This window comes from Trichocoleus sp. DQ-U1 (genome assembly GCF_039961925.1).
Classification (GTDB): Bacteria; Cyanobacteriota; Cyanobacteriia; order Cyanobacteriales; family FACHB-T130; genus FACHB-T130.
In genome coordinates, this window is sequence record NZ_JAMPKB010000030.1 from 18,259 (window position 1) to 38,669 (window position 20,411).

Annotated in this window: 18 protein-coding genes, 1 tRNA gene and 1 pseudogene; 4 read left to right on the forward strand and 16 right to left on the reverse strand. The window is 46.9% G+C overall.

What is annotated here, in order from left to right:
- Positions 1-58: 58 nt before the first annotated feature.
- From rplK to NDI34_RS14525, 12 genes and pseudogenes are all read right to left on the reverse strand, one after another.
- On the reverse strand, positions 59-484 hold the full coding sequence (rplK, locus tag NDI34_RS14470; RefSeq protein ID WP_190415195.1) for a 50S ribosomal protein L11: 426 nt from the start codon (positions 482-484) through the stop codon (positions 59-61).
- A 9-nt stretch (positions 485-493) separates the two neighbouring features.
- Positions 494-1,150: a transcription termination/antitermination protein NusG gene (gene nusG / locus NDI34_RS14475; RefSeq protein WP_190415196.1), complete on the reverse strand. Its 657-nt coding sequence runs from the start codon at positions 1,148-1,150 to the stop codon at positions 494-496.
- Entirely contained in the window at positions 1,147-1,371 is a 225-nt protein-coding gene (gene secE / locus NDI34_RS14480) for a preprotein translocase subunit SecE (protein WP_190415197.1), read from the reverse strand. The genes nusG and secE overlap by 4 nt, the downstream gene beginning before the upstream one ends.
- Positions 1,372-1,695: 324 nt before the next feature.
- Positions 1,696-1,768 (reverse strand) — tRNA-Trp (locus tag NDI34_RS14485).
- Positions 1,769-1,860: 92 nt separating this feature from the next.
- Entirely contained in the window at positions 1,861-2,223 is a 363-nt protein-coding gene (gene rplS / locus NDI34_RS14490) for a 50S ribosomal protein L19 (RefSeq protein ID WP_190415198.1), read from the reverse strand.
- Between the two features lie 275 nt (positions 2,224-2,498).
- Complete coding sequence (pstS, locus tag NDI34_RS14495; RefSeq protein WP_190531942.1) at positions 2,499-3,611, reverse strand: phosphate ABC transporter substrate-binding protein PstS; 1,113 nt, start codon at positions 3,609-3,611, stop codon at positions 2,499-2,501.
- A 436-nt stretch (positions 3,612-4,047) separates the two neighbouring features.
- Positions 4,048-5,961, reverse strand: a complete 1,914-nt coding sequence (locus NDI34_RS14500) for an iron uptake porin (RefSeq protein WP_190531940.1) — start codon at positions 5,959-5,961, stop codon at positions 4,048-4,050.
- 372 nt (positions 5,962-6,333) lie between these two features.
- A pseudogene (locus NDI34_RS14505) lies at positions 6,334-6,591 on the reverse strand (carbohydrate porin); the annotation flags it as partial.
- Positions 6,592-6,609: 18 nt separating this feature from the next.
- Complete coding sequence (locus NDI34_RS14510; RefSeq protein ID WP_242033839.1) at positions 6,610-7,200, reverse strand: iron uptake porin; 591 nt, start codon at positions 7,198-7,200, stop codon at positions 6,610-6,612.
- Positions 7,201-7,347: 147 nt separating this feature from the next.
- Positions 7,348-8,013, reverse strand: a complete 666-nt coding sequence (gene phoU / locus NDI34_RS14515) for a phosphate signaling complex protein PhoU (protein WP_190415204.1) — start codon at positions 8,011-8,013, stop codon at positions 7,348-7,350.
- Between the two features lie 340 nt (positions 8,014-8,353).
- Positions 8,354-9,670 carry an ATP-binding protein gene (locus tag NDI34_RS14520; protein ID WP_190441232.1) on the reverse strand — a complete coding sequence of 439 codons (1,317 nt, stop codon included), beginning with the start codon at positions 9,668-9,670 and terminating at the stop codon, positions 8,354-8,356.
- Between the two features lie 198 nt (positions 9,671-9,868).
- Positions 9,869-10,621, reverse strand: coding sequence for a response regulator transcription factor (locus NDI34_RS14525; protein ID WP_190415208.1), 753 nt, complete (start codon positions 10,619-10,621; stop codon positions 9,869-9,871).
- A gap of 170 nt (positions 10,622-10,791) precedes the next feature.
- On the opposite strand from NDI34_RS14525, the gene NDI34_RS14530 reads away from it, so the two are divergent.
- Positions 10,792-11,538 carry a creatininase family protein gene (locus NDI34_RS14530; protein ID WP_190415210.1) on the forward strand — a complete coding sequence of 249 codons (747 nt, stop codon included), beginning with the start codon at positions 10,792-10,794 and terminating at the stop codon, positions 11,536-11,538.
- Positions 11,539-12,372: 834 nt separating this feature from the next.
- Here the strand turns inward: NDI34_RS14530 and NDI34_RS14535 are convergent.
- Complete coding sequence (locus tag NDI34_RS14535) at positions 12,373-13,710, reverse strand: MFS transporter (RefSeq protein WP_348233000.1); 1,338 nt, start codon at positions 13,708-13,710, stop codon at positions 12,373-12,375.
- 561 nt (positions 13,711-14,271) lie between these two features.
- Positions 14,272-15,819 carry a DNA repair protein RadA gene (gene radA, locus NDI34_RS14540; RefSeq protein ID WP_190415214.1) on the reverse strand — a complete coding sequence of 516 codons (1,548 nt, stop codon included), beginning with the start codon at positions 15,817-15,819 and terminating at the stop codon, positions 14,272-14,274.
- A 176-nt stretch (positions 15,820-15,995) separates the two neighbouring features.
- Here radA and rpaB point away from each other — a divergent pair, with 176 nt between their 5' ends.
- The 3 genes from rpaB to NDI34_RS14555 all read left to right on the forward strand — a co-directional run bounded on the left by rpaB (position 15,996) and on the right by NDI34_RS14555 (position 18,030).
- A complete protein-coding gene (gene rpaB / locus NDI34_RS14545; RefSeq protein ID WP_190415215.1) occupies positions 15,996-16,724 on the forward strand; it encodes a response regulator transcription factor RpaB in 729 nt (242 codons plus the stop codon).
- A 97-nt stretch (positions 16,725-16,821) separates the two neighbouring features.
- Positions 16,822-17,490: a cofactor assembly of complex C subunit B gene (locus tag NDI34_RS14550; protein ID WP_190525599.1), complete on the forward strand. Its 669-nt coding sequence runs from the start codon at positions 16,822-16,824 to the stop codon at positions 17,488-17,490.
- 6 nt (positions 17,491-17,496) lie between these two features.
- Positions 17,497-18,030 (forward strand): DUF456 family protein, encoded by a 534-nt coding sequence (locus NDI34_RS14555; RefSeq protein WP_190427552.1) that lies wholly within the window; start codon positions 17,497-17,499, stop codon positions 18,028-18,030.
- A gap of 205 nt (positions 18,031-18,235) precedes the next feature.
- Here the strand turns inward: NDI34_RS14555 and rfbB are convergent, their stop codons facing one another.
- Both rfbB and rfaE1 read right to left on the reverse strand, forming a co-directional pair.
- Positions 18,236-19,297 carry a dTDP-glucose 4,6-dehydratase gene (gene rfbB / locus NDI34_RS14560; RefSeq protein WP_348233001.1) on the reverse strand — a complete coding sequence of 354 codons (1,062 nt, stop codon included), beginning with the start codon at positions 19,295-19,297 and terminating at the stop codon, positions 18,236-18,238.
- Positions 19,298-19,348: 51 nt separating this feature from the next.
- Positions 19,349-20,374, reverse strand: a complete 1,026-nt coding sequence (gene rfaE1, locus NDI34_RS14565; protein WP_348233002.1) for a D-glycero-beta-D-manno-heptose-7-phosphate kinase — start codon at positions 20,372-20,374, stop codon at positions 19,349-19,351.
- Positions 20,375-20,411: the final 37 nt, after the last annotated feature.

Genomic DNA, 20,411 nt, shown 5'->3' on the forward strand with positions numbered 1-20,411 from the left:
CGATTGGGTTTACGTTGCCAGCTTTCCGCTTGCTTGCAATTAGCGAATCAAAGAATCGCTATTCGTTAATAGTAACGCCCATATTCCGGGCAGTTCCTTCCACAATTTTCATTGCCGCATCAATGTCGTTGGCATTGAGATCCGGCATTTTAGTTTGAGCAATTTCTTGCAACTGTGCCTTTGAAATTGACGCCACTTTTTTCCGGTTTGGTTCGTTGGAGCCTCGCTCAATGCCAGCTGCCTTACGAATCAGAACGGATGCCGGTGGTGTTTTAAGAACAAAGGTAAAACTGCGGTCTTCATAGACTGAGATTTCTGCCGGAATTACCATCCCAGCTTGATCCGCTGTTTTGGCGTTGTATTCTTTACAGAACGCCATAATATTGACCCCGTGCTGACCGAGTGCTGGTCCCACTGGCGGGGCAGGGTTAGCTTTGCCCGCATTAAGAGCTAGCTTGATGATTGCAACAACTTTCTTTGCCATCTTAACTATTTAGCTTTGTTTCTGAACCTGATTAAACTCCAATTCTACCGGCGTATTGCGTCCAAAAATGGATAGTGACGCCTTCAGCTTGCTTCTTTCTGGGCTGACTTCAATGACCTCGCCTTCAAAATCTTTAAACGCACCAGAAAGGACAATAATTTTATCTCCTGTAGCCAGATGAGTTTTCACTACTGGCTCTTGCTCGGTAGCTTGTTTAAAGATACGTTCGACTTCTGAAAAACTCAGCGGCAAGGGTTTAACGTGTCCGCGTCCCCGTCCGTAACGGCGTTTCTGTTCTGCACCGACAAAGTTAATCACGTTTGGGGTGTTCTTGACAACCTGCCAAGCTTCATCGTCCATCTCCAATTCACCATCTGCCCCAGGAGTTAGCCGCATCCGGACTAGCACGTAGCCGGGAAAGACTTTTTCTTCCGACTCCTTGCGAGTGCCATCTTTGAGCATTTTCAGGGTGCGAGTTTGAGGAATTTCCACCTGGAGAATGCGATCGCGAACATCAAGAGTTTGAATCCGCTGTTCTAAGTTTGTCTTGACACGCTTTTCACATCCAGATGCCACCTGAACGGCGTACCAGCGGGATTTTACCGAGCCATCTGACGTGTCTTCAAGTTGATTGAAATCCTGTGGATTGTCGGTTGCAAAACTCATCCGAACACCTGCTTTGCTGCCCAAGCAAAGAAACCATCAACCAGATAAATTAAAACTGCCGAAAGAGTTACCATTAACAGCACAGCAGCAGATTCGCTGAGCAATTGCTGCCGACTGGGCCAGACGACTTTATTCAGTTCGTCTTTGGTTTCCTGAAAAAAGGTTGATATATTAAACCCAGTTGTTTTTGCTTCGCTCTCGGCTTCGTTTTTCTTTGCCACAATATCTCTCCCGTTAATACAGCTCTTGAGCAGTTCATTTCTACCGCTTTTAGCTGTGTACAGCCTAATGTGCTGCCAATCTACGCAGATACCGATGCAATCGTTGGGTCTAGCACCTGACTTAGGCAATACTGATGAACCACCTACACAACACAAGTCTACCCGAAAGTAAACGTTTTTGAGGCTGACTATGCAACCACAGGAATGCTTTCGGGCAGAGCTTTGATGCCTAAGTTCTGAGTCCCTCTATGTTTTCACTTAGTTGGCGCTGTTGCGCTACTTCGCGAACACTCTTCAGTTCTCAGTCCTGTTTTGTGATGAGAGCGCGCCCTGGAGGACTTGAACCCCCGACATCAGGTTTTGGAGACCTGCGTTCTACCAACTGAACTAAGAGCGCACAGGTGGATTTGAGAGCGAGAGGCTGAACTTTTCTCTATTTAAGTTTAACCCCTAGCGGCGTCAATCGGGAATAGCCTTGTCCAAATTGGACTACAGGCTACGGTCAAAGCGTTGTTTAACGCGAGTGGCTTTCCCGACGCGATCGCGCAGATAGTATAGTTTAGCACGACGCACCTTACCCCGACGAATAATCTTGATGCTTTCAACTCGGGGAGAATGGAGCAGAAATACCCGCTCAACGCCTACTCCCTGGAATACCCGCCGCACGGTAATCGTACAGTTAATGCTGCTCCCGCCCTTGGCAATGACGACGCCTTCATAGGGCTGCGTCCGTTCTTTACCGCCTTCCTGGATAATTACCCCAACCTTAACGGTGTCGCCCACATGGATAATGGGCAACTCTTTTTTCAGATGCTCCGCTTCAATCGAGCGGATGATTTCCTGAGCGTTCATTGGTTTCGCCAAAAAGTCACAGCCTTTAATCTTATATCAAGAGCTAGGTATACGTCTACCGGGAATCTCTGAATTTTGCCAAGTTTTTACTTTTGTAGGCGATATAGTGCTAGGCGAATTCAGGATTGGAAGTTCTAGATTCTAACTATCCAATCCCAAAAACTTCATTGTAAAGTCTTCATAGTCAAGTAGGGTAAGCAGTGCCTACTTGACTAACATTCTGGTTCAGAAAGGATTAGCCTCTTGCCGATTCGGGCAATATCTAACGCTGAAACTTACGGCTTGATGGTATCCACTGCTGCTTGAACTTTGGCGACAACAGGCTGGGGAAGAGGCACGTATCCTAGCTCTTCACTGTACTTTTGTCCTTCATTTAACGACCACTTCAAGACATCCTTGAGGGCTTTTGCCTCGTCAGGATTCTCATAAGTTTTGTAAGCCATGACCCAGGTATAGGTGACAATTGGGTAAGAATTCTCGCCGGTTGGGTCGGTGATAGAAACTTGCAAGTCTGCGGGCAGAGTCACTGCGGCTAGCGTGTTAGCCGCACTTTCGCTGGAGGGTTCAATAAACTTGCCCGCTTTATTTTCCAGCGCCGCTACAGGGATGTTTTGTTGCTTGGCGTAGCCGTACTCGACATAACCGATGGCACCATCACTTTGCAGGAGTTGAGCGGTGACACCTTCGTTGCCTTTGGCACCCACGCCGACAGGCCAGTTGACCGTTTTACCGTCGCCAGGACCACTTTTCCATGCCGGACTAATCGCACTCAGATGTTTGGTGAAGACTGCTGTAGTACCGCTACCATCGGAGCGATGGATAACAGTAATCTCCCTGTCTGGTAAATTCAGCCCAGGATTGGCTTGGGCAATTCTGGGATCGTTCCACTTCTTGATTTTGCCCAAGAAGATATCGGTGTAAACTGCACGCGGTAGCTTGAGACCTTTGACATCGGGCAGGTTGTAGGCTAGAACAATGCTGCCTGCTGTCATGGGTAATAACACGGCACCCTTGCTAACCTTGGTGATTTCCTCCTGTTTCATCCCCGTATCGCTGGCACCAAAGTCCACAGTTCCCTGGGTGAACTGTTCCACACCAGCACCGCTACCAACCGATTGATAGCTGACTTGGACGTTGGGATTCTGCTTGTTGTACTCCGAGAACCACCGCTGATACAAAGGAGCTGGAAAACTGGCACCGGCACCAGTTAAGGAGACGTTGCCACCGCCACCACCGCCTGCTGCCGCAGGAGTAGCGCTACCAGGGGTTCCTGCCGTTGGACTGGTGGTAGGAGTTGTGTTTGGCGACTGACAGGCAGTCACGCTGAGTGAGAGGGCAATAAAGGGAACGAGAAAAGCCCGTCGTGTTGAATGCATTGGAGAAAACATACTGAATCTTTGAGTCTTTAAAAAGCTGACGCTGAAGAATTGTCAAAAATGCTAGGTGCATGTTCTTTCCTGGCGGTTATTGTCGTTTTATTTACTGCCAGGAAGTAGGAATGAACTAGAGCAGATGAAAACCAACTCTACAAGATAGCGTATTTACAAAATTAAAATGCTACCCCTGCCGATCTTTATGCTAGTTCTGTAAGTTTAGGTAAAGGTAAGGCTTTGGTAATCTACAGGTTAAGCAAAGATGATGATTGCCAGCAGGAAAGCGCAGCTCGAAGGAGTTTTGAAGGCTTAGATCTGCACGCGAAGGTGCGATCGCATAAGTTCAGATAGGAGCGATCGCACGCAGCATTTTATTGGCGTAAATGTATCCTTTGTGGGGTCAGAGACGAGCGGGAGAGGAATCCCCCGCCCCTACCCGAAATATAGGTGCTTAGAACTTAAAGGTTGTTCGCAGCGTTCCTACGTAGAGTGTGTCGTTGTTATCGTTGTGTTCGGGATTAAGAATCACCAACAACCCTGGGGTGAGTTCAATGTTGTCAGTCAGCCGATAGCGATACAGAGCCTCTACATGATATGAGGTGTCCCGATCTTCATTGTTACTGACATCGTTGTCGGTCACTTTAGGCGGCATCCCAAATACGAAACCAAGTAGGTTCCCTTTTTTGCCCAAGTCTGGGAAGGCTAAGCTTACAGCCCAGTTCCAAATATCTGCATTAGATCCTGTAGTTGCAAGACCAACCGGACTAATTTCAGCTGTAGCTACTGAGTAACCTGCCCAGCCTGAGAGGGTAATGGCAGAACCAAGCCGGAAGCTTGCATTCAGTCCGTAGTGATTGCCTGAAGTCGCAATGTTCCCGAAGGGCCGGTTGGCAAATCTACTACCCGTACTCGACATGAAGCTGACGCCTTTTTCTTGGTTCTCATAAGTATGGGCGTAAACCAAACCCACATTCAGGGCGTCACTAGGACGGAAAACAAGTTGAGCTAAACCTGCATAGGCACCACTGAATTCCCCGTAACCGTTTGAAGGATCGTTGCCTCGAGGAGCTAGATAACCTAAAGAGAGGTTTAATGCCTTGCTAAAGTTGTAGGTCACAGTCAACCCAGTCCCCTCAGAACCTAGTCGGTATATGGGGTTGAAACGCCCAAATCGGGAGATGGAGCCACTTCCACTACTCTCAAAATTGGGGTTAAAGGTGTAGACGTTGTCATTGAATTCAACGTTGGCGGCATCAATTTGGACTAGGAGCTTGTCACCTAGAGGAAAACGATAGTAAAAGTCGTCGATTTCGAAATCATTCCCATTATTGCCGTCAAATCCCAAGCGGGTCATGCTGGTACCCGTAATGTTGGGTCTTGGGTTCGTTGATGACGAGCTACCGGCATCAAATTGAAAGATGTTTCTAGCTTGCAGGCGGGTTCGCAGGCGGTCTTTGCCCGTGAAGCTAGTGTCAAAATTCAAACGGGCACGGTCAGCAAAAATGAGGTTAGCGTCTATGTCGCCCCCGCCAGCCCTTTCTTCACCAAAAACGTCAGCAAGCGCAAAGATAACTTCGCCAGTCAGCTTAGTCGTTGTAGAGAATTGATGGCTTTCCAGAAATGCCGTGCGACCTTCTAAGTTATCTACTCGCGTTCTTAAGGTGGCTAATTCTGCCCCAAATTCATCAATTAGCCGCTGTAGCGTCGCTAAATCTTCTTTAGTGACAAAGTCAGCCGAACTTGCCGCAATCAGTTTTTCGATTTGCAGCAAACAGGCGTTCATCCCGGCGGCAAATTCATAACGCGACAGTGCCCGGTTGCCGCGAAAGGTACCATCGGGATACCCGGCGATACAACCATAGCGTTCTACCAGACTCCGCAGTGCTTCGTAAGCCCAATCCGTCGGTTCTACGTCTTGCAACTGCGAGACGTTGGTGACTTGATCCATTGAGTCGGTCGTCCCGACTTCATTGGTGTATTGGTCGATTTGTTCTAATTCGCTGTTTTGGCTCGTGGGGACAGCATCAGCAGTGGGTTGCGCGATCGCGTTATCTGCTAAAACTGGTTTCGGACTCACTAATTCAGCTTCGGCAACCGGCGTTTCTTGGGCAGACGTGCCGTTGGTGAAAACTGGAATAGAACTAATTTCTGGTTGAACAGCCAGTTCTTGAACAGGTGTCTGCTGCGCTTGCTGGGATTGGTCGGCTGGTTTTAATAAATCAGTCACCTGGTTAGTGGCAGCTATCGGCTCGCTCGCCATTTGAGTTTCAGGCGTCTGTGCGGCAAGCGTGCTACTGCAAACTAATAAGGATGCACCTAGGATCGCTGGCCCTAATTTTAGAGTATTCCACAAAATTTTAGACATCTAATCTCCTCACACCTAACTGAACTCAAGGGAAACAATCCCGGATTAACGGAACGCTATAGGGAGTCTTCTTGAGAAACTCCATCATTATTAAACATGAAACACTGCCAACTCAAGCTCAACATTGTCTTGTAGGCGACATAATTTCCTCTAATGCTAGTTGTGTCAGTTTAGGGATAGGTAAGGATTTGGTAATCTACAGGTTAAGCAATCCTGACAATCCGCTAGCTAGGAACCCAACAAATAAAGCCGATTTAGAGGCTTTCAAGTTGCGCTCCGAATCGGCAAGAGCAAAGTTGGCGATTAAGCGATTAGATTAGTTTATATGATTAGTTGTCAGTTGTGACTATCGATCCTCACCCTGACCGCTAATTAAAAGGTAAACGTTGTTCTAATCGTACCAATAATGATGTCATCATTATCTCTGTTTTGGTTAGGAGATGTCAGCCAGATACTGCCCGGAGTAATTGAGATGTTATTTATCATCTGATACTTATAGAAACCTTCAATGTGATAGGCAAAATCACGCTCGAAGTTTTCTGGGCCAGGAACATTTAGACCTCTGAGAGTTGGTTCGGCTCCAGCGATAATGCCAAGCAAATTGCCTTTTTTGCAAAAATCCGGTAAAGCAAGACCAAGGGCAAAGTTCTAAATGTCGGCATCGCCTAAGCCAATCAAACGAGCGTCAGTTTTGCCCACCCAGCCATTTAGAACAAATTGAGGGGTTAATTGGAAGGAAGCCTCTAACCCGTAAGAGTTGCTCGAAACGGGTCTGCTCAACTGAGCTTGGGTTAGACCACCTGTAGTCGCAGCAGCTAGCGTCGCTGGATTCAAATTGGCAAGACCAGTGCCAGTACCACCCATAGCAAAGCGGGGAGCATTATTGCCGCCATTATCATAGGCGTGAATGTAAGTGAATCCAACCTTAAATCGGTTAGTCCCAAAAACTAACTGTGCCAAACCTGAGTAGTTACCGTTAAAAACCCCGTTGTCATCTTCGGGATTGTTGGCTGTGTTGGAGAGATAACCTAAGTCCAACTTCAGAGCGTTGCTAATCTTGTAGTTCAAGCCGACACCAGCACCTAAAGGTCCAATCCGATAAATGGGGTTGCGTTCGGCAAAGCGGGATAGGGCATTATTGCCACCGCCATTGCCTTCAAAATACGGGTTAACTGTGTCAGCGTAATAGTGATGCAGTCCATTAGCAGCAGTGAGGGTAACAGTTATATCACTTCTCAATGAGAGGGAAATACAGCGATAGGGGTCTACAGGTAGCTAGCTGTAGACCCTTATCACGAACTGTATAGAACGCAAGTAAAAAATGCTATATGAGTGCAAGTTTACTCTTAAATCAGTATGGGCACTGCCGTGCCGTGACTGTAGCCTTTAAGACCGGGTTCCCGTGACAATGTAGGCAACTCGTTGACCAATATTGGTGGCGTGGTCTGCCATTCGTTCCAAATGCCGAATGATCAACCCCATCAACAGAATCGGTTCAACCACCCCTTTGATATCCCGCTGAAAGGCTAAGGTTTGATAAACCGTTTCGTAAGCACTATCCACGGCATCGTCTTGCTGCTTGACAGCTTTCCCGGCGGCTGCGTCCAAATCTGCCAGCGCGACTAAACTCGACGCCAGCATGGCTTGAGCATGATGGGACATTACCTCAATCTGCGGTAGGCAAGAATGAGGCGGGTAAGGAAAGAGTTTAATCGCAATTTCTGCTAGGTCTTTGGCGTAATCACCAATGCGTTCTAAGTCGCGCACCAGCTGCATACAAGCACTGAGTAAACGCAAATCCTGTGCAACCGGAGCTTCCAGGGTCATTAAAGTTGCACAATCTAGCTCGATTTGGCGATAAAATCGATCAATTTGTTTATCCAATAAGGGAATTTCCCTAGCGGCTGCCAGGTTACGGGAAAATAAGGCTTGATGCGAGAGGCGAAAGGAGTTTTCTACTAAGGCTCCCATTCGCAAAACATCCCTTAATAAGCCCCTAGTTCTGCGATCGAAGTGTATCCGTTCCGTATGCACGTGTTTAGAGGAAAGCATTCACCTCTGCTGGTAGAAAAACAAAACGACTATACTCTCTAAGATGGCTTAAATTTGTTGATTTGGCTGTATGCATATAGACTAAATGAAAACCTATCGTAGGATAGATGTAATTTTTATGAGCTAATTTTGGAAGGCACAGTTAATAACTTAACGATCCGAGTTCAGGGGCTGAAACCCTTGAAAAATCATTTAGCCGAATCATACTTTGGTTATCTTAGTGTTTCAGAATCCTTTTAGATTGTGGGTTCTGTCTGACTAGCATGATTGGTTAATACTAATTTTCTTAAATTGTGCAAAAACTTGAAAATAAATATCGAAATTGCAACGACGGCTAACCTTAAATTTCAAGCGGGGATTGAAAGGAAGGTAATTCAATTTGCAGCCATGCGCCGCCGGTTTCTGGATGATTCTTCGCTTTGACGGAGCCGCCATGAGCGATGACAATTTGCCGCACAATCGCTAAGCCTAAACCGCTGCCAGTCGTTACCACAACTGACAATTCTTCAGAAGTTCCAGAGGAGTTGTGCTGACGCCGCCTGGAGGGATCTCCTCGGTAGAGCCGCTCAAAAACATGGGGTAAATCGAACTCAGGGAACCCAATCCCTGAATCAATAATATTGATCTGAACCAAGTTAGGGATATCCTTATTCGGAATAAGATTTACTTCAACACGGATAGCTCCTTCAAGGGGACTGTATTTAATGCTGTTGTCGAGTAAGTTGAGAAATACTTGGGTGAGACGAGATGCGTCGGCTTTGATGAGTAAGGTGTCGGAACCAGAATAGCTGAAGCTGAGTTGCTTTTGTCGTGCTAAAGGCTCTATTGTTTCCCAGGCAGAGTGAATTAAGCTTCGCAGTTCTACTAATTTTAGGGTGAGGTGTTTGCTGGGATCTTGCTCTAAGTGGCTTAGTTCTAGCCAGTCTTGAACTAGGTTCATTAGTCTGTTGACTTCTGGCAGGAGGCGGTCAATTAATGAGCGCTCTTTTGTAGACTGCAAGCGTTTTTGCAAGGTTTCCGTTACCAAACGGATGGAGGTGAGGGGGGTTCTGAGTTCGTGGGCTAAATCAGAAACCCAGCGATCGCGCGATTGGGAAAGTTCGATTAAAGGTTGGCGATTTTCTAGAAATACACCCACTTGTCCGTAGGCTAAGGGCAAGCTAGATGCGCGTAAAGTAAGCGATCGCATCTCCCCAATTACCGCTGCATCCGAACAATCTGGGTGAAATACCCACTCTTGTTCGCAAGGCTTTTGCTGGTGTCGAGTTTGCTCAATTAGCTGATCGAGTTCATAGGATCGCACTAACTCCAGCAGCAAACGCACCTGTCCTGGTTCCCATCGATGAAGCTCTAATAAAATACGGGCTTGCTCGTTGCACCAAATCAACTGGTTTTCTTCATCCACCTCCAGATAGCCGATGGGTGCCACTTGCAGAATCTCTTGATTCATTTGCAACTGCGTCTTTAGCTGAAGAGACTGCTGATTTGCCAAAGCAATTCCACTGCGTAGCTGCGAAACCAGCGGTAAAGATACCCCAATTACACTTGAAGGTAGCAACCCAAGAATTTGCTCTAACTGGCGGTAAAGCTTGTTCCGCCGCCAGAGCCAAAACCCAACTCCTAAAGTTAGCCCCACAAAAAATGCGATGAGGGTCATTTAAGCTATCAGTTAAAAATACAAAGTTAGTAGAGGTGGGTGCCAATAAACGTAAGGTGATGGGAATGGTTGGGGGGAGTGATTCATAAAAACAGCGCCTCTCAACCATCGACCGCTACCAGCCATGTTTAGTTGTGCCCCTCTACTGATGAAGAAGGAAGGTTGAAAATTCACTCTTCCTTCTTCATATTGCATCTTTTAGCCGAACCGATAACCAAACCCACGTACCGTAATTACGTATTCTGGTTGGCTAGGATCGCGTTCTAATTTTTCTCGCAACCAGCGAATGTGAACATCTACTGTTTTACTGTCCCCCACAAAATCTGGACCCCACACCTGATCGATCAGCTGCTCCCGCGACCAAACTCGACGCGGATAACTCATAAATAAGTCCAGCAAGCGGAATTCTTTGGGTGATAGGTTAACTTGCTCGCCCCGAACAATCACGCGACACTCTTGGGGATAAAGCGTCACATCCTTGAATTGCAGCACTGGCGCTTGGGGCAATCCGCCAAGTCGTTGGCGTCGCAATAAGGCACGACAACGGGCAATTAACTCCCGCATACTAAATGGCTTGGTTAAATAGTCATCGGCTCCCACTTCTAGACCTAAAACTCGGTCAGTTTCAGTTGCTTTAGCACTGAGAATCAAAATCGGGACTGGATTTCCTTGATACCGTAACAAGCGACAAAGATCCAAGCCATTGACCTGAGGAAGCATTAAATCGAGAATAATCAGGTCAAAGGGGAAATCTACCGTAGCAGGGGTCTCACCCTGAAGAAATGTCAAAGCGGTACGCCCATCGGCGGCTGTTACCACCTCGAAACCTTCCTCTTCTAGAGCCAAAACTATCATTTCCCGGATGAGATCCTCATCTTCAACAATTAGGATCTGGCTTGTTCGCCCTAATTCTGGACTAGATGGGTTCTTCGGGAGGTCGAGGGAAAGCATAATTGGGGAACTTGAGAGTGTAATTCCATCCTCATTCATACAACAAAATTGCTGCCTCAGAGATTCCTTTTCGAGTACATGACCCCTCAACCCAGCTAGGATGGAGTCGGTGCGCTGTTTCGCCCAAATTTATCTTTAGCGATCGCCCAACATTTCTGATTATTCTGATTATGCTGCTGCACTTAAGTACCTGGCCTGAAGTAGAAGTCTATCTCAACCGTTCTCAGGGGATAATTTTCCCGATTGGTTCGACAGAGCAACACGGGCCAACTGGGTTGATTGGGACAGATGCAATTTGTGCAGAAGCGATCGCGCGCGGGGTTGGCGAAGCGATTGACGCAATGGTAGCCCCTACTATCAATGTTGGCATGGCGCTGCACCATACGGCTTTTCCTGGCACAATTAGCCTGCGCCCCAGCACCATGATTCAGCTAATTCGAGACTATATCCTCTGTTTAGCTAGGGCTGGATTTACCAAATTTTTCTTTATTAATGGTCACGGCGGTAATATTGCGACGCTAAAGGCGGCTTTCTCGGAAACTTACGCTCATTTAGCTGATTTAAATATTCCCAATGCCCAGTTAGTGCAGTGTCAAGTCGGCAACTGGTTCATGTGCAGTTCTGTCTACAAGCTGGCAAAAGAGCTATATAAAGACCAAGAAGGTTCTCATGCCACCCCTAGTGAAGTTGCCCTCACTCAGTACGTCTATCCAGAAGCCATTAAACAAGCGCCCCTCTCAGATCAAGTCGCTTCTGGACACCCAATTTATGGTGCTACTGATTTCCGTAACCGTTATCCTGATGGGCGTATGGGTTCTAATCCCGCTTTGGCAACACCCGAACACGGCAAGCAATTTTATGAATTAGCCGTAAAAGAACTCAGCAATGGATATCTGGAATTTTTGAATGCAAACTGAGCGCTTCTTTTCTTTATTTAGGTCTTTATTTAGGCAAATTGAGTAAAATCTGCTTAATTTCCTACTAGACCTATAAAATCGTTCTCGTTTTACGCTTAGCGGGCACTAAGAGTACACAATCCTGCCCACAAGACGATAAATGCCAGTATAGCTTTTCCAATATCCAGACCCGCTCCCAGCAATATTCCAAAAACACACCCTACAAACCCTAAAAGCAGGAACGCGCAAAAGAGCAAGCGGCGGTTGCGTCGGCTGATTTGCATGGGGTTTCCCAAAATCCATCCACTGTGCGTATCAAAATTTGTACGTGTGCTTAAAGGTGAGCTTTCGGAAGAGTTGTACATAATATTTATAAAATACAGGCGTCTACTTAAAAATACTTACATAGCTTGCTATGAATTCCCAGTAGGTTCACGGAATCTTTATCAAAAAAATATCTTGATTTACCTACAAATAGAGTAGGTAAAACTATAAAGCTGCTATTTCCTTGGCTTTAAGGAGTTTTGCTGAATATTAATACTTAACTAAATTATGAAGATTAGATAAAGCTTCCGTATTCTTCGATTTGTTTTTGTGGTTAGCAGAATATCAAACTTGGGTCGGATGCAAAGGAGGACAAGTGTCTATTTGCTTACAGTTGTATAAAAATAGACAAGAAACAATTTGGGGCAATGCGATCGCATCCTCATCAGACAGAATCAGACAGAATCAGACAGAGTGCAAGCGATCGCGCTCAAGAATTTGTCTTTGTTTGCACTTGCCGGAGTTTGCACTTGCCCGACCCTTTCAAAAATTGCTGCCTAGTATCTTCTATTTATAAAGCCCAAAAGCCGCTCAGGACGTTTTGGCTAATACAACCGGCTGTAGTTGCCAAAGCAACCATGCAGTGAATGCTGTCAATAGTGCGCCTATCCCAAAACAAACGCTATATCCAAAGGTAGCAGCAAGGTATCCGCTTCCCAAGCTACCCAGTGCGCCTGATGCCCCAATTATTGCGTTGTAAAACCCAATTGCCGAACCTTCCTTCTCTTTGCCAGCCAGTATACCCACTGCCGTGCTACTAGACACAGCGATCGCTGCCCAAGTAATACCGCTTAATATCTGGGCTAATCCAACGAATGCCAGACTGCTCGGTTGAGGCGGAATTAAAGCCAACAAGACAAAAATTCCAAAAACGCCACCCCTGAGAGCGGTAGCCTGCGCTTGGAGTTTGATACCAGGTCGCTGATGCACCCAATGACCGACAGGAACGTACAACCAAGACTCTATTGTTGACTTAACTAAGGCAATTAAGAATACCTGAGTATTCGTAGCTTTTAATGTGTTGGTGAGAAAAACCGGGAAGGGCACAATAACCAGGTTGATGGCAACGAAAAATAGTAAAGAACATAGATAATAACGCCCTAAAGGGCTTCCTAGTGGCTGAACCGCTTGGCTCAGAGAGCTTGGGCGCAGTACAAAGTAGAGGGCGCGGGATGGGTAAAAAACTGCTCGCCTTTCAATCACTCCTACAGTCAATTGTCCTAGCAGTTTCGGATTAAATTTTCGGCGTTTGCGAACAAATTTCGGTTCTTTTACCCAAAGAAAGCACAAAAGTAAACTCAGCGACGAAACAACACCTGCAAATAATAATAATCCGCGCATTGCTGCAACATTATCCACGTATTTGGAAGCAAAGTTGAGCCAGGTCATCCCGAATAGAACACTAGCGACAAAACTCCATCCTGTTACCTGATAGAATTTACCGAAAAACTTAGGCCACTCCTGTTCGGGAAAACTATCCAGTACCAACGCTGAACCTACTGGGGTAATCGTTGCCATGAAAAAGCCCCCCACACTGCCAAGAATTAATACTTGTGAGAGGTTATCGCTAAAGCTGAGCATTGATGTGCAGAGAGTGAATCCTAGAAATCCCAATATCAAGAAGGGAGTACGATAGCCCATCTTATCTGATAGGTTGCCCCATAAAATGAAGGCAAACATACCTACTAGGGCGATCAGTGAGTTTACTTTAGCGACATCAGAGACGGTTCCCCCTACTACCTGAATGATAAATAGGGGCATTAGTATAATTAGTAGGCCTTCACCTATTTTATAAGGAACAAAAGCGAAAAACCATAATGGAACTGAGCTTTCAAGCTTCCATGCGTTTTTCTTGGTAGTAATATTCATTGCTAAATTAAACTGAATCTGGGTGCTGGATTGGCTGTAACTCTCTGTTAAGGTTTACCAGAGTTCTTCATCAATAACAGGATCGATTATCTGCACCCAGACGGTTAATTATTATTAACCCTTTTCTTAATTCAGCCTATTCTTTTGTATTTGTGCATCAGTAATATTACGGATAAAATTGCGGATAATATTAACAAATAAAACTATTTAGTTTTATAAAAAGTTTATTTTCTTAAGGGATTGAAAGTTGAATTTCTATAATTGGGAATATAAATAAATTCATTTTTTTGAGCCAATATACAGCAATCCTAAATCATGCGGGCAAGCGAGATCCCTGACTTCCTAGAGAAGTCGGGGATCTGAAGAGCTGGCTCACAACTCAAATAGAATTGCTATATTCGCTTTCTCCTTGGTTCCGCTTAATAACGGTTTTTGAGAAAGCGTATATTACAAAAATTGGTGAAATGGATAGATTCCAAAATGATACAAGATGCCTAAAAAACGCAATAAAGGCGATCGCGCATCATTCCCCAAGCGCTACCACTTGCACCTTAATGCCGTCTATTCATCATCATCATCTAGCATTTCTTCATCATCATGATGATGAGAGGCTGGGATAGCAGCAATGATGGCATCGATAACTTTGGCGACGGGTACAATTTCTAATCCCAATTCTGGGAAAGTTTGCCCTTTGGGGACAATTGCTCGCTTAAAGCCTAGTTTGGCGGCTTCTTTCAGGCGCAGTTCCATTTGGGAGACAGCGCGGACTTGTCCGCCTAAGCCAACTTCGCCAATTAAGACAGTGCGGGGATCGACGACGCGATCGCGAAAAGAAGCCACAACTGCGATCGCCATTCCCAAATCGACAGCAGGTTCTTCTACACTCAAACCCCCCGCTGAAGCCACATAAGAATCTAATTTAGATAAAGGGATGCCGACTCGTTTTTCTAATACTGCCAAAATTTGTAGCAGTCGGTTGTAATCAACACCCGTCGTTGAGCGGCGGGGGGAACTATAACTGGTTGGACTCACTAAGGCTTGCAGTTCCACGACAATCGGGCGAGTGCCTTCGCAGGCGACGACAAGGGCGGTACCCGGAACCACTTCGTCCCGATTGCCCAAAAATAACTCCGACGGATTAGAAACTTCTCGGAGTCCTCGATCTGCCATTTCAAAAACGCCAATTTCGTGAGTTGCGCCGAAGCGGTTTTTGACAGAACGCAGAAGCCGATGAGACGCAAAGCGATCGCCTTCAAAATACAATACGGTATCTACTAGGTGTTCTAGGACTTTTGGCCCAGCGATCGCGCCCTCCTTAGTAACGTGTCCCACAATCAGCAGGGTGATACTCTCTCTCTTTGCCACCTTCATCAATGCAGCAGTACATTCCCGCACCTGCGCCACCGATCCCGCTGCCGACGTTAGAGACGGTAAGTAAATCGTCTGCACGCTATCAATTACTGCCACATTCGGTTTCAGAGATTCCAACTCCCTGATAATCTCTTCTAAATCGGTTTCCGCCAGCACATACAGATCCGCACCCGCTGAGATAGATGTCACCGGAGTCTCTACAGATGTCTCTACAGATGCCTCTATTTCTGGCTGGAGAGACACGCGATCGCCGTTTTTTTCCCGATCCGGATTCAGGTTGCTAACACCCAAACGCGAAGCCCGCAGTTTTACTTGTTGTCCCGATTCTTCCCCACAGACATAGAGAATGCGATACATCTGCGACATCTGATTCGCCGTTTGCAGCAGCAGCGTTGACTTACCAATGCCCGGATCGCCACCAATTAACACCAAAGAGCCAGGAACAACCCCCCCGCCCAGTACGCGATCAAATTCTCCATAACCAGAAGTCCACCGCTCCTGATACTTATCGGTAATTTGCGCGAATGTCAGCGATGCCCGCGCCTGGGGTGCTTTGGCAGCTAATTTGCCATTGCGCTGTGAGCTTTGCAAACCCCGGCTGGGAAGGGAAGAATTAATCTGGGACACAAACTGCTCTTCCAGGGAGTTGTATGTGCCGCAGGCGGGACACTTGCCAAACCATTGTGAAGATTCTGACCCACATTCGTTACAAACATAGTTAGTTCGCGGCTTTGCCATGCACCATTCTCGATTTGTTAAAGAATCTTAATAAATCGCAAGGAATAAGAGAATATAAAAATCCAGCAACTGTGAGGATTTCAGGCTTTCCAAACCGACTAAACAGAATGATATCTTAATGTAATGGTATCTAAAATTAACGATTAGAAATCGGAACTTAAGGAGCGTTGACGAGCTTGGAAAGCCATAAAGAAAAAATTCTGGTAGTTGACGATGAAGCTAGCATCCGTCGCATTCTGGAAACGCGCCTTTCCATGATTGGCTACGATGTCGTGACGGCTGCCGATGGAGAAGAAGCGCTGGATACCTTTCGCAATGCCACTCCTGACTTAGTAGTTTTGGATGTGATGATGCCAAAGCTAGATGGCTACGGCGTCTGTCAGGAATTGCGGAAGGAATCGGATGTGCCAATTATCATGCTAACGGCTCTAGGGGATGTCGCCGACCGCATCACGGGTTTAGAGCTGGGTGCAGATGATTACGTTGTCAAGCCTTTTTCCCCCAAGGAACTGGAAGCCCGCATCCGCTCTGTGTTGCGGCGGGTAGACAAAACGGGTGCCTCTGGGATTCCCAGTTCTGGGGTCATCCATGTCGGGAATATCAAGATTGACACCAATAAACGGCAAGTCTATAAAGGCGATGAGCGGATTCGACTCACCGGAATGGAATTCAGCTTGCTGGAGTTGTTAGTCAGCCGTTCTGGAGAACCTTTTTCCCGTTCTGAGATTTTGCAAGAGGTTTGGGGATATACGCCAGAACGCCACGTAGACACTCGCGTGGTGGATGTGCATATCTCGCGCCTCCGGGCAAAGTTGGAGGACGATCCGAGCAATCCAGAGCTAATACTGACGGCGCGAGGCACTGGCTATCTGTTTCAACGGATCATTGAGCCGGATGAAATCTGAACTGAAGGATGAAGAATGAATTACGTTAAAAGGTGAGAAAATTTCTACTCTTTTATTCCTACTCATTCCTCAGCCCTCAATCCTCAGCACTAAGAGAATGGCTAAGCCAGATCAAAATCAGGTTCTACGACAACTCCCTCTTGTGGTTGGTGGGTTGGCAGGGGTGCTGCTGTTGATTAACCGTTTATTGACACCGCAGCTAGCGGATTCTCAAGCTCGTTCGGATGCGTTGGGCGTGATAATCAGTGCGGTGTTAATTTTAACGGGGTTGCTGTGGCAGCAAGTACAGCCGCGATCGCCCGAAGCTGTCGAATTGATCGGCGAGGAAGGGTTTGAACTAGCACCCGACTTACCGGAAGCCGTAAAGATAGAACTGGCTTGGGCATCGCATCTGTTGCTCGCGAACACTGGGACGCGATCGCTCGTCGTTTGGTACAAAGGACGAGTGTTGTTGCGGCGGGGTATCTTAGGCGTCAACCCAGAAGTAAAACCAGGGCCGATTCTACAGCGGGTGTTGGAAAAACAAAAACCCGTTTATCTAGTGGCTCTAAAAATATACCCAGGACGGATTGAATTTGACTATCTACCAGAGAATACTCAAGGAGCGATCTGTCAGCCGATTGGCAATCAAGGCGTCTTGATTTTAGGTGCCAATGCTCCGCGCAGTTACACCAAGCAAGATGAAAACTGGATAGCTGGGATTGCTGAAAAACTAGACGTTACTCTCAGCTACCACTTAGATGATGTTGCACCCGCTGGAATTTAAATATCCATGACGATTCTCTACTGGCTTCTCGTTGTCCTCATGCTCGTTGGCGTCGTGGGCGCAGTGGTTCCCGGCATTCCTGGAACTAGCTTGATTGTGATTGCTATTGTGGTTTGGGGAGCCGTTCACAGTTTTAGCAGCGTGTCTGTGGCGCTGGGCGTTGCTATCCTAGTGTTGTTACTTAGCGTTGGCGTCGATCTCTTAGCAACCTACTTGGGGGCGCAACAAGCAGGGGCTAGCAAGTGGGGGCAGATTGGAGCCATTGTTGGCTTGGTGTTGGGCTTTTTGGGATTGTTACCCGCTTTTCTAGTTGCGGGGCCACTAATCGGAATTTTGATTGGACCGCTACTGGGAGCGATTACTGGAGAGTTTCTCTACCGACGCGATTTAGAATTTGAGCCAAGAATCAAGCTAGCACTGAAAGCCGGGATAGGCATTGTGGTGGGTTCGCTGATTGGGAATTTGATTCAGGGATTACTCGCGATCGCCGCCGTGAGCGTTTTCTTATACACAACTTGGCCCTTTGGATCTGGGGCATAAGAAACTTAAATCGAATTGCACTGGCTTAAGCTTAGCCTTACCCACAGCTCTGCCCTGAAACAAATTTCGGGCTAGCTAATCCCTAAAGTTAGCTAAAGCCAGCTAGATAGCGATTTCAACTCGTTTCAAGGGGTTTGCGTGGTGAAGGCGGAAATTTATTTTACGGCTCTTAAATCAGTGCCATTCGCGTTAAGGTAGGAAATTTTTAAGAAACATAAACCTGGCGATAATAAGCTTGGTACTCCTCAGACAGTAACGGTTCCCACCAATCGCGGTGAGTGAGATACCATTCAACAGTGCGTCGTAAACCTTCTTCAACCGTTACAGAAGGAGTCCACCCTAACTCAGTTTTTAGTTTCGTGCTATCAATCGCATAGCGGCGATCGTGCCCCGGTCGATCCTTCACAAATGCGATCAATTTTTTGCAAGGATGCACGGGTAAATTAGGTGCTAATTCATCCATTAGCTGGCACAACATATTAACTAAGTCAAGATTTTTAACTTCATTATTGCCGCCAATATTGTAAGTTTCGCCTAGTTTTCCGCGATGAATCACCACATCCAAAGCGCTGCAATGATCGCCTACATACAGCCAATCCCGTATGTTCTGCCCATCTCCATAAACTGGCAGAGATTTGCCGATTAAGATATTGATACACATCAAGGGAATGAGCTTTTCAGGAAACTGATAAGGGCCGTAATTGTTAGAGCAATTGGTGATAATGGTGGGGACGCCATAGGTGTGGTAATAGGCGCGGACTAAATGGTCGCTACCCGCTTTTGAAGCAGAATAAGGACTATTCGGAGCATAGGGCGTTGTTTCTGTAAATGCGCGATCGCTGGGGTTTAGGCTACCGTAGACTTCATCGGTGGAAACATGAAGAAAAATCCCCTCTTGCCTTCCTTCCCAATGTTTCCGAAAAGCTTCTAATAGGGTGAATGTGCCGACAATATTGGTTTGAATGAAGGCACCGGGACCTAGAATTGAGCGGTCAACGTGAGATTCAGCGGCGAAGTGAGCCACTGTATCAATATTTTCTTCTTGTAAGAGTGAGTCTAATAAAGCGCGATCGCAAATATCCCCCTTGACAAACCGAAAATTTTCTTGCCCCTCCAAGGACGCCAAATTATAGCGATTCCCTGCATAAGTGAGCGCATCTAGTACCACCACTCGATCGTCAGGGTAAGCCTTACCCCAATAATGCACAAAATTGGAACCAATAAACCCAGCCCCACCTGTCACCAACAACCGACGGCTTCCTCTCATCAAACTCTCTCCTTTTCTTCCCTCTGCGGACTCTGCGTCTTGGCGGTTCGTTTATTCTTCTTCTAACAACGCCAGTAAAGCCGCCTTCATCTCTTCTGGACTGGTGGTTGCCGTTCCAAATTGGCGCACCACGATACTAGCCGCCAAATTTCCCAAAACCGCCGCTTCCCAGAATGACGCCCCAACAACTAAGCTTAGCGTCAGCGCCGCTACCACAGTATCTCCAGCGCCAGTCACATCAAACACATCGGTACGGTTGAACGCTGGGATATGCTGCTCCGTCCCGCCGCGGTCAAACAAACTCATCCCCTCTTCACCGCGAGTAATCAGCATTTGCTGAGCTTGAGTCAGTGCAAAGAGGTCGCGTCCAGCTTGGGTGATTTGCCCAGACGCGATCGCGTACCCTACCGCTTGCTCCGCCTCCGGCAAATTTGGCGTAAACAGCGTCGCCCCTTGGTATCTTTGGAGACCGACTTGAGCATCCACTATTGTCTTCTGGTGAGACAACGCCGCCTCAATTACAGGCTGAGTAAAAACGCCATCGCCATAATCTGAGCAAACTACTGCATCCACTGTATCTAGATGTTGCTGAATATACTTAGCAAGCTGTAGCTGCAAATCTTGATCTGGCAACTCATCCGATTTCCGGTCAACGCGCACAATCTGCTGAGTCACTGACTGCCGAGCATGACCAGAAATCCGGGTTTTCGTCACCGTCGGGCGGTCTGGATCGAGCAACATTCCACTGGTATCAATTCCAGCTGCCTCAAAGATATGGCGCAATGCTTGCCCCTGGTCATCCTTTCCGACTAATCCAGCCACCTTCACCTGTGCCCCCAGCGTTGCCAGGTTATAAACGGCATTCGCTCCACCCCCAGGCACCTGCCGGGTATTTTCGTGGCGCAGAATCAATACAGGTGCTTCACGAGAAATTCGTTCCACTTGACCCGTCAGAAACTCATCGAGGGTAAGATCCCCGACAACCAGCACCCGTGCTTGGGCAAAGTTATCCAGTAGCTGAATTAATCGCTCAGATGAATTTTGCAGCTGAGCCAAGAAGGAAGCATCTAAAGCCATAGAGGAAGTCGCAAAAGTCCAAGGGTTTATTATCCTG